This window comes from Mycobacterium sp. NGS41 (assembly GCF_059812725.1).
Genome location: NZ_JCALDF010000035.1, coordinates 23439 through 38396, shown reverse-complemented (window position 1 = coordinate 38396; position 14958 = coordinate 23439). Strand labels below are relative to the sequence as shown.

Below are 14958 nucleotides of genomic sequence, written 5' to 3'. Positions count from 1 at the left end.
GCATGCGTGTGAAAAGGCGTGAGCAAATGGCCGACTGGCGCTACCCTTAGTGGACCGGTGTGGAATTCGGATACCCGTTGCGGTTTGGCCCAGTAAGTACCGGGTATTCGGCCTGAACCGGCTGGCATGTGCGGCCCGATTGACTAGGTTGGAGTTCATCCTTTCAGACGCGAGGGACGGTGCGGATCAATGAAAGCAGTGCACCGGGGTGCCTGCTGTTTGGCAAGCGCATTCGCGGCCACTTTGCTCAGTGTCGCCGTCCCGGCCAGCGCCGATCCCCGGGTCAGCGTGTTTCCCGGCATGGAAATTCGCCAGGGCAGCACTGTGTGCACGTTGGGAATGGTCGAGATGACGCTGCGGATTGCATTGGCCACCGGTCAATGCGATGGCGGATCGACAGTGACCGACAGTCACGGGAATGTACTCGGCGGGGTGTTCACCGCCCGCCACAACACGGCCGCGCCGGCGGGAGAAGGCTCCGCGTCAGACGTCGAGTACGAAGTCATCAGGTTGGCCGACGACGTGAAAGCAACGGATGTGCTGCCGACTGGACGCCAATTGCAATCCGTGCCGGGAGTGCAGGCACAGCAAGGGGATTGGGTTTGCCACTTCGGGATATCGACTGGCGAAACCTGTGGCCGCGTCGGCCCGGTCAACAACAGCCGTTATGTCATCACCGGCGTGGCATCAGACGCACGTGATGTCGGTGGACCGGTGTACAGCCTGACTGACGATCATCACGCCGTGATCGTCGGGTTGTACGAGGGCACAGCGGGTTCGGGACCGACGGCGGAGTCCTGGCAGGCGGTTATGCAGCAGCTCTACCTCGACGGTCAGTCGCCCGGCAAGGGCCCCCCGGTGCGAATAGCCGGACGGCAAACGAACCCCGATTCAGCAACCCATGTCACCCAGCAGGGCATACCGGTGCGGGCGTCCGCAGCATAGACGCTTCAAGCGAATCCACTCTCGCACGGCCTGACTGGCCACCAAGAGAATCGTGCGCTGCGATCGGTTGGCCGCTTGCCTCGACGGAGCCGAAATTCGAGTCATCCGGCTGCGTCAAACCATGGCTCAAAGCCCCGCGCGGCTGAAGTTCTGCCATCGCTTGCGGCGAGGGCAAGTCGGGCGATTGCCGTCAACATCATGAGTCCCGTCTATGTCCAACTTGCGCAGGCGGGACCGGGCGCCGCCGACTCAAACCAACCGTGTCAGGCCCATGCAACGATCGGCCGCGGAAAAATCGTAGGCAAGGGCAAACTCGGCATCGCGGGGTTTCATCGCCCCTGTCGCTGAGCCGTCTCGACAAGAGAACAGGCACTGTCATCATCGCGCTACCGCGCTGCGCGCTGGATGCGGCTGCGTTGGCTCGAGAGACGCGCAGCCAAAGCCACGGCCTCTCTCACCATTCCTACCAGAAAGCCAGCCGGATTGTTTCGGTTTCTTAATTGTTAAGGAAGTGAATACACTCTGCGCAGAACGCTGATGGCGCCCCGGAAGCCAGCGACGGAAGCGATACCTGTAGACCGGACGCACCGTGACCGACGATAGTCGCGCGGTGTTTGTCGGGTCCGCCACTACTATTTAAGATACTTAAGCATCTACACCGTCGACTGAGCTATGATGGGATGCCACGGAGATGACTGATTCCGGCCGCAGCCGGAGTGTATCCACCAGGCTTAACCGGGCGCGACGCTCGGGGATGGCCCGCTCGCAGCGATGGTGGCGACCTCGGAAAGTCGGCGGCTGACACATCGGAAACCGGAGAAAAATGGCGGATAACCGCGGTGAGATGACAACTCGCAAGCGCCGCCACATCGACGTCTGCCTCGACGGCGACGTGGGTTACCACGGCGTGACGACGGGGCTGGAACGTTATCGCCTGTCCTACAACGCACTAACTCAAACCAGCCTGGACGACATCGACCTCTCCGTCGAATTCCTCGGCGCACAGTTGCGCGCGCCGATTTTGGTCGGCGCCATGACTGGCGGCGCGGAACTGTCGGGAGCTATCAACCGGAATCTGGCCATCGCCGCTCAACGGCTGGGCATCGGAATGATGCTCGGGTCGCAAAGGATAATGCTGGACAGTGCATTGGGAGAGCGGGCCGCCGAAAGCTTCGCCGTCCGCGATGTCGCACCCGATGTGTTGTTGTTCGGAAACATCGGATTATCCCAGTTGACAAAAGATGCGGTGCCAGACATCGTCCGCGCGCTCAACCGAGTTGGCGCGAATGCCCTTGCTGTGCACACTAATCCGTTGCAAGAGGCGGTACAGCACAATGGCGACACGGACTTCGGCGGTTCGTTGGACCGGCTGCACGACGTGACTGCCATGCTGGGTTATCCGGTGCTGCTCAAGGAGGTAGGTCACGGGATCGGCGCCGCCGCTGTCGCTGGCTTGCTCCGGTTCACGGGCGACTCGCCAGTGGCCGCCATCGACGTGGCCGGCGCTGGGGGCACGTCGTGGTCGCGGGTTGAGCAACTGGTGCGCTACGGCGAACTGCGCTATCCGGACCTGGCTGATTGGGGGATACCCACTGCCCAAGCGATATTGGAGGTGCGTGCCGCGCTGCCGACCATTCCGCTCGTGGCCTCCGGCGGAATCCGTACCGGTATGGACGCGGCCAAAGCTATCGCCCTGGGCGCCGACGTAGTAGCAATCGCACGTCCATTGCTTGGCGCGGCAATCGAGTCAAGCGCCGCCGCAACGACTTGGCTGCACCGATTCATCGACGAGCTTCGTATCTGTCTGCATGGATGCGGTGCGCCCGCTGTGCGCACACTGCAGGGCCTCGCTGTACCTACCGACTAGACAGCGCATGGCAGTGATTCTGGCTTACGGGTCGCCCGCACTGGGACATCTGTACCCGTTGGCCGCCCTGCTGAGCGAGTTGGCCCGCCGCGGCCACGCGGTTCACGTGTTCACAATGGCCAGCGAAGTCGCGGCCATGCGCGAGATTGGCCTGCATGCCCAGGCTGTGGACCCGCAGATCGAGGCCATCGTCGGAGACGATCGTTCGGCGCGCAATGCTTTAGGCGTCTTGGAGACGTCCATCGACGTGCTGTGCCGCCGCGCGGTGATCGAGGTCGACGACATGTGGCGGGCGATCACGCGACTACAACCCGACGCGGTTGTCGTCGACGCCAATTGTTGGGGTGCAATTTCGGTGGCCGACGCCAGTCACGTTCCCTGGCTGGTATTTTCACCTTTTACACCCTACTTGCGGTCATGCGCAACACCGCCATTCGGGCCGGGACTGCGGCCGCTATCCGGCGTTCTTGGCGGTATCCGCGATGCGCCGATGCGCCGGTTCTGCAGACATGTCTTCGATCGCCCGGTGCTGCCGCCGATCAATGCCATCCGTGCGGCGCTGGGTGTCCCGCTGGTTGACTCCGTCGACGAGCTCATGCGCCGAGCCCAGCTGCTCTTGGCGGTCGGTGGTGAGCCGTTCGAGTACCCGCATCCGGACTGGGGTGATGCGGTGCACTTCATCGGTGCGTGTGAATTTGACCCGACGCCTACAGACATCCCCGACTGGCCCGCCGCCGGTGATCGACCGATGGTCTTGGTGAACACGTCGTCAATTGCGCAGGCCGACGCCAAGCTGGGGCGTATCGCCTTGCGCGCGTTGGCTGATGAGCCGCTCCATGTTGTCGCCACATTTCCGTCCGGTATACCGCGTGGGCTGCCGCAGACACCTAACGCCACGGTCTGTCAGTTTCTCCCGCACGGCGCGGTGCTCGATCGCGCGATCTGCGTCATCAGTCACGGCGGGATGGGAACCACGGTCAGGGCCCTTAACCGTGGTATTCCGGTGTGCGTGGTGCCCTTCGCTCGCGATCAACCCGAAGTCGCACGCCGCGTCCAGATGGCCGGATGCGGTGTGCGGTTACCTGCGAAACGGCTCACCGCCGCACGGCTGCGCGTCGCAGTTCGAAAGGCGGCGACCATGGCAGATGGCGCACGGCGCGTGGCCGCCGGTTTCGCTGCGACCGGCGGGGTAAGGCGCGGCGCCGAACTGATCGAGCAGCGCCTGCTGCGCCAACAATGCCAGCGTGACGTTCGCTGAGTTTATTTTTGCGGGTCGGCGTCCGGCGCGGCGGTGTGAGCCGGATGGCCTGCAGTGCGCCGTCGCTCTTTCATCTCGGCTTCGAAGACGTGGCGGCGTCCGCCGGTGAGTCTGGTTCGTGTCAGCCGTTCAATTTCCTGAAAGCACCGGTAATAGCCGTCGTCGTAATCGTCGACGACCTGAAAACTCCACCGTCCAGGCAGCACATTGCGACCGATCAGTTCGCGGCTGATGCACTCGGCCAAGTCGGCGTGACCGAGCTCGTAAAGCTGTCCCACCGCCTCGTCGAGTTGAAGGTCGGCATGCCCGGTTAGTTGGTGAAAGGAGTACAAGTGTCCACGAGCCCGCTCGATCGTCTCCAGCGCTTCAGAAATCTTCCCGGCCGTCCGCACAGCGGCATCGCTGACGTTCGCGTGCGGAGCTGCTTGATCCTGTTGCGCGCCATCGCGTTTAAGGCTCTGCTGAACCGCGGCGCGCTTAGGTGTCTTCATCTTGTACTTAACTCCTCCCCGGCTGTGATCGCTAAACCGCGCGCTGCGAGCAGAGACCATGACACTGCAGCCGCGATAAAGGCTATTGCCTGCGCATGACCGGTGCGTCCGCGCGGGACAAGCAGGCCGGCAAGGTAGCGGTCGATAAAGCCCGACTGCGGCAATGGATCCATGTTCGCGTGAACGCGTGCCCACCTCTCCAGCGATGTCAACGGGCAGGGAAGATGCAGCCCGACCACTGCGGCGCCCCAGACAACCGCCGGTACATGGAATATGAATGTCCGCGGCCAGCGGAGGGCGAGAAATCCCCCGCTTGGCAAGTAGATGAGGTAGGCGATGTGTGCGGAGACAATCGCCACCACGAGGGCGAAATACATTCGCTCCGTGGCCTTCCCATTCTTCCATGCGTTGACGTGTTCCATCTACAGGCGCAACATCCGAGTGTTCATGGTTGTGTCTAACCTTCCACGGGCCGGGCTAAACGCAGACTAGTGACCGGAGCGTACGTAATAGCGGCGCGCCGCATAGGCGAGGTCGTCGCGCCAGAGTCTGCTGGCGGCGTACCGCATCAGCGGTGAAATCAGCGGCGCTGCTTGACATGCCTTTTTGAAACCCGGACGGTCGGAATGCGCGATGGTCGCTTCGAGCACGGCGGTGCGCGGACGACCATCGGGTCCTGAACCGATTGGCGCAACATGGGTTTCGACCACGCTGCCCGCGCCTTCCCCGTCCACTATCCGCATCACGATGGTCCGCGCATCGGGGCAACTGAACTCCGCGATCACGGGTGCGCCCAGCGGACCCATTCGAAAGGTGACCGCGACCAGAAATCTGTCGTCGCGATCGGTGGGCGTGGCGAGCACCTCCAGCCGGGTGAACGAGTAAGGGTGGAGCCATGCGCCGTGCCACGGATCAAGTCGATTGGCGATGATGTCGGATGGTTCACACACACCAACCAGTTTGGTGACGGCCGCGATCGTGTCGCCAGTGGGTCTCGCCGGAATCACCGGCTCATCCCACGGTGTCTCACCCCCCGCCTGGTCAAGGCGCACCCAGGCCAGGATGCCGTCGTCGTAGCTGGGCAGCGGCTTCCAACCGAAGTCGCATGTGCTGCCAGTGAGCGCCAGTCCGTGCCAACGGCAGACCAGCGAGCCGCGGTGCACCTTGCCGGTGGCCAGATCTGCGCCGAGGTGCGGGCAACTTCGGGGACCGACACATAGGTGGTTCTGTTGATCGCGCCACGCGACGAGGTCAATTCCGGCGACGCAGGAGCCGAATGGCTGACCGGACCGTATACCGCGACTTGCTGCGAAGACGTACCAATTGCCGGTGGGCCTTGACTGGCATCGCAACAGCGCGTCGTCGATAATCGAAGGCTGCGCGTCCCGATATGTCGGCTGCTGATCGGCCCACGTCGTTCGCGAGACCACTTGTAAGGGCAGCTCTGTGGGCCATCGTTGGCGTAGCCCTTGCAGAAGCTTCATCGTCGACTCGATCTTTCGCGTTTCGCGAGCCGGCGCAGCAGCGGCACGCGGCCATGGTTGGGTACCGTTTGCAGCTGGTGTCCGGCAAGGTTCCATCGCGTCAACAATTGGTTGGCAGCACACCAACCGGTGGTCGCGGCGCGCTCCATGAGTGCCACGGGCAGATCGACCCGGATCCCGTCGCCGGCCAGCACCAGGCCGGGCACCGGGCTAGCCACTCGCGGTCGGTCCGCGTACGTCCCGGGAGCGAATAGCGGGCAGTCGCTGCGATGGAGGACTTGCTCGCAGATAATCTGTGCCGCAGAGGTTTCCGGATAGATTCGACGCAACTGGCGTGTCGCGGCCGCAGCGGATGGCGCAGACTCGAGGGCATACGAGTGGAGTTCGACAACGGAACCGCGATGCGCTCGGGCCCATTCGGCCGCTTCGCGTTCATAACGCTCCAGCACGCTGATATTGTCGAGCGGCTTGTGGCCGGATGTGCCCAAAAACGCCGGGCGGCTGTGTGCGACAGGACGGTCGAGCCATAGTCGGTGCACTGCGAACGGCGGTGCGGTCCGCATCCTTGCTATGGATGTGCGCCATGTGTCGTCATCCAAGGTTGGAGACGCCGCGACGATCTGTTGCAAGCCCGGAACGTGGGTGGCCAAAACTACCGCATCGGCATCAAGGTGCTCTTCCGAATCAGTATGTACTTGAAAGCCTTTCTCCGCGCGGACGTCGACGCGGAGCGCGCTGACGCCGAACCGGAATTGCACGCCGCGGTCCTCGAGATAGCGTTGTAGCGGTTGCCAAAGAGCGGTGTCGTAGTTGGCGGAGACGACGTCGAAGATCAGTCCTTCGCTGGAGCCCAGAAAGTAAATATGGAACATGGTCGCCAACTCCGCGGCCGACAGCTGGACCGGGTCGGCGAAGAAGCTGCGGGAAAATACCTCGAATGCTAGATGTCTCGCCGCCTCTGGGAAACGAATACTCTTCAAAAAAGAGACAGCGTCAATGTGATCGAGCCGCTGATAGATGTCCGGCACCGATACTGCGGCCAGCGGCGCGGCCGCGCGGGCATCGATTTGCGCGAAGTCACGCAGCCGAAATGTCGGGCTGCGAGCTGCGAACGCCAGCGCGTTCCACGGCGGCGTGCGGGGAAGCCCACGGAAGCTGTCGCGCCGACCGGCACCGTCGACGAGCGGATAGTCCTCGACAGGCGTAAGCATGCGCAGCCGCATGTCGATCCGTCGTAGCAGCTCTCGCAAGTTGTAATACTGCCGGAAGAATGCGTGGAACCCGCGGTTCATCGCGAGGGCCGCACCGTCGTGCTGCTCGGTCCAACCGCCGACGCGCCCCCCGAGGTAACTTTCGCGTTCGATGACCTCCACGCTGACGCCGCGTTCAGCCAGTCCCGTCGCGGCGGTCAGCCCTGCTATCCCCGCACCGACGACGACGGCCCGGGGCCGCGATGGCAGCGCGGTTGGGCTGAAAAACCCCGCTGGCGCCGGATAGATTTGGCGTCGAGGGTCGGTGCGGAGATCGATCATGATGGCGCATCCGCCAGGAACGTGTGCACGATGCCGGCCCGCCAGCCGGGCATCGTCTCGCTATGCACCGCGGTAAACCCGGCGTCGGCAAGTCGTCGCCGGAACTGTGCCGCGCCGTCGAACGCAAGCACGCTGCGTCGCAAGTACCGATAGAGAGTGGTGTCGTGGGTGTACCACCACCCGGTAGGGATGATGATGCCCCAGCAGACCGCGTGCCAAATTCGGGTTGCCGCGGGCGAATCGCGCACCGAATACTCGTGCACGGCCAAGGTGCCACCGGGCCGTAGCAATCTTCGAAAGTGGCACAGTTGGTCGTCGCGGTCGGCCAGGTTGCGCACCAGGTAGGCGGCCAGGATGGCGTCAAACGGTCCGGAGATGCCGTGCTCGGCGAGGTGCTCGACGGGTGTGTGCACAAACCGCACCGATGCGGGCCAGTCCTTGGCCCTCGCCACGTCGAGCATTCGACCCGAAGCGTCGACCGCGACGATGTCGGCTTCGGGTGCGACGGAGAGCAGTGCCGCAGTCGAGGCGCCAGTACCACACCCCGCGTCGAGCAGCCGCAAGCCTCTGCCACATAACGGGATTCGCATGCGGCGCGCCGAGAGAAGCAAATCCGCATGGTAGCCGGGGCTGGCGCCGACCAAACGGTCGTATGCGGCGGCGCCGACGTCGAACGCGCGCGATAGCTCGCCGGCACGCAAGCGCACTTCACCGACGCCCATGTTGCCGTTCCCACAACAGCAGCACAGCGGTGGCCAACGCGAAGCCGAACAGAAAATCTTCGATCGGTATGTCGAATGGAAATCGCAGACCGGTGATCTGACGCTGGTCATAACTGACGATGGGGGAACTCAGTTTCGTCAGCCACCCGTCGACCGGGATCTGGAAGCCGAGAACGATCAGCATGGATAGCCAGTAGGCCGGTCGCCGAAACAGACCGGTACGCAACAGCATCAGTTCCGCTACGCATACGATTACGACAGCCGCAGCGGCCGGCACGGTATAGCCAAGTGGTGTCATCGGCGCTTGATCCGATCGAGGATTGTGCTCACCGCGTTGTAGGTCAGTACGGCACACACCGGAATGACGAGGAAGAACAACACCTCTTCGATCGGTATGTCGAACGGGATGCTCAGGCCGGTGATGTAGTTGCGGTCGTATCGCCACACGTGCGCTGCGACCGCTAATTCGTCCCAGATGAGAAACAACACCGCAACCGGAAGAACCGCGCGGATGGCCCGCCGCCATCGGCGGTAGACACCTTCGCCGAATATCTCGAGGGGTGCGGTGATTACCAGGCATGCCGCCAGAACCAGTAGGTATTGCCAGCGATCGCTCATGCGGCTCCGTTACGTGCCCGCCACGCACGCATCAGTCCGATGCCGGCCACCTGCAGTCGTCGAGCTCTGCCGACGGTTGCCCGATGGCTGAACACTGCGAAGTCGCTTGCTTCGATGCAGTCCAGGATTTCCGAGTACAGCGCGGTCGCGGTTGCCACGCATGGTCGCGATCGTGGTGCGAGCAGGCCGATGCCTGCTGCCGCGAACCGGTAAGTCTTCCAGGCGGTTTCATGCTGGGCCGCCAACGCTTGTCGAACCCGCGGTTCGGTGCGGCGGCGCGTATGACACCACATCAGCAGATCGCGATCGACACCGAAAACTTTCAATTCGTCGGCAGGCAAATAGATCCGGTGTCGCAGCAAATCCTCATCAACGTCACGCAGGAAGTTCGTGAGTTGAAATGCCCTGCCGAGGGCCGCCGCATAGGGTATGGCTTCTTCGCGGGGGCCCGCCGTGCCCAGTATCGGCAGCAGTTGTAGTCCGATCGCTTCCGCAGATCCACGCATGTAGAGGTTGAGGGACTCGCGGTCGGGATAGTCGGTGACCGTGAGGTCCATTCGCATCGAAGCCAGAAAATCGGCGAACAAATCGGTGCTGATCTTATAGCGGCGCGCTGTGTGGGCAACCGCCCTGAGTACGGGATTCGCCTGGTGATCACCGCCATTGAAGAATTGGTCGGAAAGCTGCTGCAACCGTTGGGACCGAACTTCAGCGCCGATGTTCGGATCGAGATCATCGAGAATGTCGTCGGCGTACCGTGCAAAGCCATACAGCGCATGCACCGGCGGGCGTTGATCTGGTGCGAGCAGCCGAGTGGCCAAAAAGAAGGTGCGGCCGTGGGCAGCATTGACTTCCCGGCAGTGGCGATATCCGTCGCGCAACCGCGCATCGTCGATTCCGGCGGCGTCCAATTCGCTGCGGATCACGACAGCCGGGCTTTCATATCGAGGTAGGTCGTTGAGCGAGTGAGGGTGCCGGTGATTCGGTCGGCGGCCAGTCGACCGGAGATCAATGCGGTGGGCACGCCGACGCCAGGCACAGTTGACGAGCCGGCCAACACCGCATTGTCGATGCCGCGCACCATGTTGGCCGGCCGGAACGGGCCGGTCTGGGCGAATGTGTGAGCGAGCGCAAAGGGGCTGCCCGCCGCCATGCCCTGACTGGCCCAGTCTTCTGGTGTAACGACGTCGAGCACCGTTGCGTGTTCACGCAAGCCGGGTATCAGCCGTTCCTCGACACACTCGAACAGCTTGTCCGCGTAGGGCTTACCGACGTCTTTCCAATCGATGGTGCCGCGCGTGAGGTTCGGCGCAGGTGCCAGAACGTACAACAGGTCGCGACCGGCCGGAGCCAGCGTCGCGTCGCTGGCGGTTGGGCGGGTAACCAACAACGAAGGATCCCGCATGAGCTGTCCGTCGTCGATGATGTCCGTGAACGTTTCATCCCATGCGTGACCGAACAAGATGGTGTGATGCGCCGTTTCTGGCGCGATGCTGCGACAACCTGCGTGGACCACAACTGCCGAGGGCGAGGACCGCAGCGCAATCGCACGGCGCGGTTCTTTACCGAGCAACGCATAGGTTTGCGGCAGCTCGGTCGTGAGCACCACTGCATCACAGGCGATCCGCTGATGTCCCGTGTGCACGGCGCTGACACACCCACCGGTAGCCTCCAATTCGGTGACCGTTGTGTTGTAGCAGAACCTGACACCGGCGTCCGCGGCAGTTGCGGCCAGTGCGTCAGGAAGCGCCCGTACGCCGCCACGTGGAAAGACGACGCCCGAGATGGTGTCCATGTAGGCGATAACCGCATAGACGGCCAGAGCGTCGCGCGGTGCCACCCCCGCATATAGCGATTGGAAGGTGAAGACGCGGTGCAACCGTGCATCGGTGATGTAGCGCTTGACCATTCGGTCCCACCTGCGGAAACCGCCGATCGCGGCCAGCCGCGCCAACTGCGGGGTAAGCATCGACAGCGGGGAATCGAAGTTGGCGGCGATAAACCGGTCGAACTCAGTGCGGTACAGGCGCGTCAGCCATTCGCGCAGCCGCTGGTAGCCCGCTGCTTGGTGGGGACCGGCGAGTTCCCGGACGGCTGTTGTCATCCGGTCGCGGTCGGCATGGACCTGTAACGAACTTCCGTCCGCGAATACGGCGTGGTAAGCCGGATCAACGGGCAGCAGGTCCAGACAGCTGGAACGGGTTACGCCAACCGCTGCGAAGACCTCGTCGATGACCTCGGGCATGGTGAGCACCGTTGGGCCGGTGTCAATCTGGTAGCCGTCGATATCGAGCCGGCCGGCCCGTCCGCCCGGCCATGCTTGACGTTCTACCACTGTGACCTGTCGGCCCCGACCGGCCAGGTGCAACGCGGCGGACAAGCCCGCCAAGCCCGCGCCGATCACCACTACGTGATGGCCTCGTCCGTCGATGGTCCGCATGGTCATTCGCAGCGTTCCGTGCATGCGATGGCCATGTCCGCCAATGCGCCGCGTATAGACTCGTCGACGGCTATGTCGCCCAAGGCTTTTCGAGCAGCTACGACGCGCCGACTGATCATGTCTTCGATCCGTTGCACAGCCCCGGACGCGGAAATCAACGCCTTCCACCGCTGCAACGCGGCGTCGTCGAGATATTCGTTGTTCGCCAGTTCGGCCAGTTCTCGTCGAGCCGGCGCTTCGGCCATATGGTAGGCGGCCACAATGACGCTGGTCGCCTTGCGTTCGAGGAGATCTCCGCCACACGGCTTCCCGGTGATCGCCGGAGAGCCGAAGACTCCCAGCAAGTCGTCGCGCAGCTGGAATGCTTCGCCGACCGCGGTGCCGTAGCGGCCAAGTCCGAATAACGTCCGCTCGTCGCACCCGGCCATCGCTGCGCCGAGTTCCAACGGGCGGCGCACCGTGTAGTTGCCCGATTTGCGTCGTAGCACGTCGAGCACTTGTTGCAATGTTGGCATCTGACGGATATCGGACGTCAAGTCGGCAAACTGTCCCACCGCAAGCTCGGTGCGCATCGCGTCGTAGCGTGACCATGCTCGCTGTAGACAGCGCGGGTCAACCCCGCTCTCCCGCAGCATCTGCTCGGCCCAGATCAGGCAGAGATCGCCCAGCAGGATGGCCGATGATTCGCCGAAGCGCCGCGCCGAGCCCGACAGGCCGCGTTCGCGGTGCCAACTGGCGAATTGGAGGTGCGCCGAGGGGCGGCCCCGCCGTTGTGGCGAATCGTCCATCACATCGTCGTGCATAAGCGCGAAAGCGTGGAGCAACTCCAAGCTGGCCGCAGCCCGCAGCGCCGTGTCGCTTGGCGGCGCGCCGCACAACCACGCCAGGTACATAAACGTAGATCGCAGGCATTTGCCGCCACGGACGAACTCCACCAAAATGCCGCCGGCGGCGTCGGCACATACCCCGTCCAACTCAGCAACGCGCCGCGTCGCGACGAACTCGCCGAGTGCGGCAAGCACCGCCCTCCGCACATTCGAACGCCATGCGTCGAAGTCGTCAGCTAAGGACCAGCCTGCAGGCATGGGGACTAGGCCTAGCCTGAGTGACGCAGCACGCATCTGCTGCTGGACCCCCTTCCGGATGGCCTTGCCCGACGTATTAATTGTTCAAACACGCCTGGTCATGGTCCGTGTAAGCAGTGCTAACCGGTTCGGATGCGGCTCCTAGGAGCCGATTCCAGACGTGGTACACCGCATAAGTTCACCATCTTAATCATTAACTTACTGAAATTGGTGAAGTCTGGCCAGCCGGATGTTCAAGACGAGGTTGGTGGCGCTGCCACCACAAAGGCGATGGGCCCAGCCGGACTAACCGGCTGGGCCCATCGCGTGTAGGAAGAAGTTACTGGTTGCCCTTTTGGCGTGCTTCTGCGGCTTTGGCGCTCGCACGGGCTGACTCGGCTTCGGCTTCCCGCTTGGCGGCGTCGCGCTGCGCCTGGCCTTTGTCCTGCTGAGCCCGCGCCTCGCGAGCCAGCTGGCCGTTTGAGGTCACCACACCGATGGCCTCCTTGACCTTGCCCTTGACGCCCTCGACGATGCCCATGACGGCCTCTAGGGGTCCACTTCGCTGTGCCACATCTGCCTCCCGCTGATCTCTCGACAGGCGGTGTTGCCCCGCCCGATAGTTATCGATTCCCACCGAGCGCTGATGGGAAACCTCGGGGCGCCGGTAATCGGCTCGGCGGGCATGCCGGGATGAGCGGTGAGCTGTGGAATCCCGGAAGATCGTGATCGTCGTCTCAACTGCGTTCAAAGCGCCCCCAGAGATCCGTCCGGCGAACTTGTACCCGCCCGCACAGCGGTTTGAGCGGTTGGTGTCCGGGTATGTGCGTCGGTGTGGACGTGAGAGCGGCATCCGAACGTGTGCTGGGTGCAGAGCGCAAAGTGCTGCGTTTGCAAAGACGGTTGTGGCTTGCCCAATTGGCGTTCTGGCCGGCCGTGATAGCGGTCGCGATTCTTGCGGTCGTTGCGGCGTGGAGGCTTTGGCAACGCTCTGGCCAGCGCAAGTCTGACTTGGACGCCGTCGTGGGCGGCACAGTTCCAATCGATGGACCGGACGCGCCCGCCGAAGGGTCGCTGCCCGGCTAATCACGTTGTGGTACAGACATTCACCGAACTGCACGGCGTCGGGGCGTGGTGGTACGACGCCTGACATCACTTGCCGACGGCTTGGCTTTGTTGGTGGCGTTGGCTTCGAACTCTGCCATCGCCGCGATCATTGCAGTGAAAACTCGGTGTGCAGCGGCCAGATCGCGATCGGGTAGATCGGCGATGGCTGAGCGGACCTCGCCGCCAAGGGGAGTGAAGTATGCGCGGGCCAACGCCATTCCGGACTTCTCATAGCGAAGTAGCGACTTGCGCCGGTCGGCTGGGTCAGCCTCGCGCCTTATGTGGCCGGAATCGATCATCCGGTCCACTAGATAAGTGATAGCGGGAGCCGACATGTCCATCCGTTGTCGCAGCTGAGCCAGCGTCAGCGGCGTTCCGGCCGTGTCGGCGACCATGATGTGCAGCAAGGCGTGGAAGTCGCTGCCGCTGACGTCGTGCCCGCGCGCAAAGTGGCGGCCTATGCGATCTGCTTGCGCGGTGAGAGCCCGCAGGTCAGCCGACATCAACTTCTCGAGTTCGGCTCGGTCTGGTCGCCGATCAGCGGCGCCTCGCTTGGTCACTTGCACGCATCCTTCTTAGCGTTCCGCCGATTAGCTTATCGGCGGACCGCACCAGCGGTCAGCGAACCCGGTGGGCGTTTCGCTCACGCGGCGGCGTTCTCATGATTTCGCGGGATCGTGCCCCCAGTTCATCAACGAGTAGCGCCAGGCGGTGTCTTCGATGACTCCGGCGGGGCGCTGTGCAAGGTGGCGCTTTGCGTAGTTGACGACCTTGCGCATGTGTGCGTAGTCGTCCGAGGTGAGTTCGGCACGCTTGGTTTTGAGGATCTTGACGATGCGGCGGCCGCTGGCGTGCCCCGTCGACTCCGCGCTATCCCGGTTCTGCCCGACACTGTGTGACTCATCAGTGTCGAGCCACGTCTGGAGTTCACGCGCGGTCATGTTGACCGTCTGGCGGAACTGCTTCCATGTTGTTTCGTTGTCGACGTCGACACCTGTGATCCTTCAATCGGGGCAAATCAGTCGCGGCGTCGCAGTGCTTGGGGCGTGTGCACGGCGTCCGCCCCGGTCTTATCACTACGCACCTTGTATTGCGGTTTGTCTTTGGATGCGCGCACCGTGCGTCCGGCCGCCGTGGTGTCGGAAGTGATTTCACTCTCCACGGTTCCGTGGACCGTGGTGCCATGGCTCTCCCACTGCACTTTGTCGCCCTTTCGAAACTTCTTGTCGCCCATACGCCCACCCTTCACGAGATCACTGGCGCTGGCCAAGATGTGCCCAGCCAGGCGCCGCACCACTTCACGCCAGACTTGTAGTTAAGAAAGTTGATAGTTAAGTAACACTCTATACTCACCCTCCTGCCGGGTGTAGCGGAACGGCTACATTCATCGGGCGGCGCTGTGGGATCTGGTTTCGCCCCGCGCAGAACGG

The 14958-nt window shown here is 63.0% G+C and carries 17 protein-coding genes; 3 read left to right on the top strand and 14 right to left on the bottom strand.

What is annotated here, in order from left to right; all coding sequences use genetic code 11:
- The first annotated feature begins 219 nt into the window (after positions 1 to 219).
- The 3 genes from AC5Y21_RS22630 to AC5Y21_RS22620 all read left to right on the top strand — a co-directional run bounded on the left by AC5Y21_RS22630 (position 220) and on the right by AC5Y21_RS22620 (position 4070).
- Entirely contained in the window at positions 220 to 945 is a 726-nt protein-coding gene (locus AC5Y21_RS22630) for an Rv1815 family serine proteinase (RefSeq protein ID WP_499915714.1), read from the top strand.
- An 823-nt stretch (positions 946 to 1768) separates the two neighbouring features.
- Positions 1769 to 2812 (top strand): type 2 isopentenyl-diphosphate Delta-isomerase, encoded by a 1044-nt coding sequence (gene fni / locus AC5Y21_RS22625; RefSeq protein WP_499915712.1) that lies wholly within the window; start codon positions 1769 to 1771, stop codon positions 2810 to 2812.
- Between the two features lie 7 nt (positions 2813 to 2819).
- Positions 2820 to 4070, top strand: a complete 1251-nt coding sequence (locus tag AC5Y21_RS22620; RefSeq protein WP_499915710.1) for a glycosyltransferase — start codon at positions 2820 to 2822, stop codon at positions 4068 to 4070.
- A gap of 2 nt (positions 4071 to 4072) precedes the next feature.
- Here the strand turns inward: AC5Y21_RS22620 and AC5Y21_RS22615 are convergent, their stop codons facing one another.
- The 14 genes from AC5Y21_RS22615 to AC5Y21_RS22550 all read right to left on the bottom strand — a co-directional run bounded on the left by AC5Y21_RS22615 (position 4073) and on the right by AC5Y21_RS22550 (position 14762).
- Positions 4073 to 4561: a hypothetical protein gene (locus tag AC5Y21_RS22615; RefSeq protein ID WP_499915706.1), complete on the bottom strand. Its 489-nt coding sequence runs from the start codon at positions 4559 to 4561 to the stop codon at positions 4073 to 4075.
- Positions 4558 to 4938 (bottom strand): DUF2784 domain-containing protein, encoded by a 381-nt coding sequence (locus tag AC5Y21_RS22610; protein ID WP_499915741.1) that lies wholly within the window; start codon positions 4936 to 4938, stop codon positions 4558 to 4560. Before AC5Y21_RS22610 ends, AC5Y21_RS22615 begins: the two co-directional genes overlap by 4 nt.
- Before the next feature lie 111 nt (positions 4939 to 5049).
- Complete coding sequence (locus tag AC5Y21_RS22605; RefSeq protein WP_499915703.1) at positions 5050 to 6045, bottom strand: DUF5914 domain-containing protein; 996 nt, start codon at positions 6043 to 6045, stop codon at positions 5050 to 5052.
- Positions 6042 to 7577: an FAD-dependent oxidoreductase gene (locus AC5Y21_RS22600; RefSeq protein WP_499915701.1), complete on the bottom strand. Its 1536-nt coding sequence runs from the start codon at positions 7575 to 7577 to the stop codon at positions 6042 to 6044. Before AC5Y21_RS22600 ends, AC5Y21_RS22605 begins: the two co-directional genes overlap by 4 nt.
- Entirely contained in the window at positions 7574 to 8299 is a 726-nt protein-coding gene (locus AC5Y21_RS22595; RefSeq protein ID WP_499915699.1) for a class I SAM-dependent methyltransferase, read from the bottom strand. Before AC5Y21_RS22595 ends, AC5Y21_RS22600 begins: the two co-directional genes overlap by 4 nt.
- Positions 8286 to 8597: a lycopene cyclase domain-containing protein gene (locus AC5Y21_RS22590; protein ID WP_499915697.1), complete on the bottom strand. Its 312-nt coding sequence runs from the start codon at positions 8595 to 8597 to the stop codon at positions 8286 to 8288. Before AC5Y21_RS22590 ends, AC5Y21_RS22595 begins: the two co-directional genes overlap by 14 nt.
- The gene (locus AC5Y21_RS22585) at positions 8594 to 8917 is read right to left on the bottom strand and encodes a lycopene cyclase domain-containing protein (RefSeq protein ID WP_499915695.1); all 324 of its coding nucleotides are present in this window, start codon (positions 8915 to 8917) and stop codon (positions 8594 to 8596) included. The genes AC5Y21_RS22590 and AC5Y21_RS22585 overlap by 4 nt, the downstream gene beginning before the upstream one ends.
- Positions 8914 to 9843: a phytoene/squalene synthase family protein gene (locus AC5Y21_RS22580; RefSeq protein ID WP_499915693.1), complete on the bottom strand. Its 930-nt coding sequence runs from the start codon at positions 9841 to 9843 to the stop codon at positions 8914 to 8916. The genes AC5Y21_RS22585 and AC5Y21_RS22580 overlap by 4 nt, the downstream gene beginning before the upstream one ends.
- Positions 9840 to 11363 carry a phytoene desaturase family protein gene (crtI, locus tag AC5Y21_RS22575; protein WP_499915691.1) on the bottom strand — a complete coding sequence of 508 codons (1524 nt, stop codon included), beginning with the start codon at positions 11361 to 11363 and terminating at the stop codon, positions 9840 to 9842. Before crtI ends, AC5Y21_RS22580 begins: the two co-directional genes overlap by 4 nt.
- A complete protein-coding gene (locus AC5Y21_RS22570; RefSeq protein WP_499915689.1) occupies positions 11360 to 12478 on the bottom strand; it encodes a polyprenyl synthetase family protein in 1119 nt (372 codons plus the stop codon). The genes crtI and AC5Y21_RS22570 overlap by 4 nt, the downstream gene beginning before the upstream one ends.
- Before the next feature lie 283 nt (positions 12479 to 12761).
- The gene (gene mbp1, locus AC5Y21_RS22565) at positions 12762 to 12995 is read right to left on the bottom strand and encodes a microaggregate-binding protein 1 (protein ID WP_499915687.1); all 234 of its coding nucleotides are present in this window, start codon (positions 12993 to 12995) and stop codon (positions 12762 to 12764) included.
- 532 nt (positions 12996 to 13527) lie between these two features.
- The gene (locus AC5Y21_RS22560; RefSeq protein WP_499915685.1) at positions 13528 to 14088 is read right to left on the bottom strand and encodes a MarR family winged helix-turn-helix transcriptional regulator; all 561 of its coding nucleotides are present in this window, start codon (positions 14086 to 14088) and stop codon (positions 13528 to 13530) included.
- Positions 14089 to 14187: 99 nt separating this feature from the next.
- Positions 14188 to 14529: a DUF3140 domain-containing protein gene (locus tag AC5Y21_RS22555; protein WP_499915739.1), complete on the bottom strand. Its 342-nt coding sequence runs from the start codon at positions 14527 to 14529 to the stop codon at positions 14188 to 14190.
- A 17-nt stretch (positions 14530 to 14546) separates the two neighbouring features.
- Entirely contained in the window at positions 14547 to 14762 is a 216-nt protein-coding gene (locus AC5Y21_RS22550) for a hypervirulence associated TUDOR domain-containing protein (RefSeq protein WP_499915683.1), read from the bottom strand.
- Between the last annotated feature and the right edge of the window lie 196 nt (positions 14763 to 14958).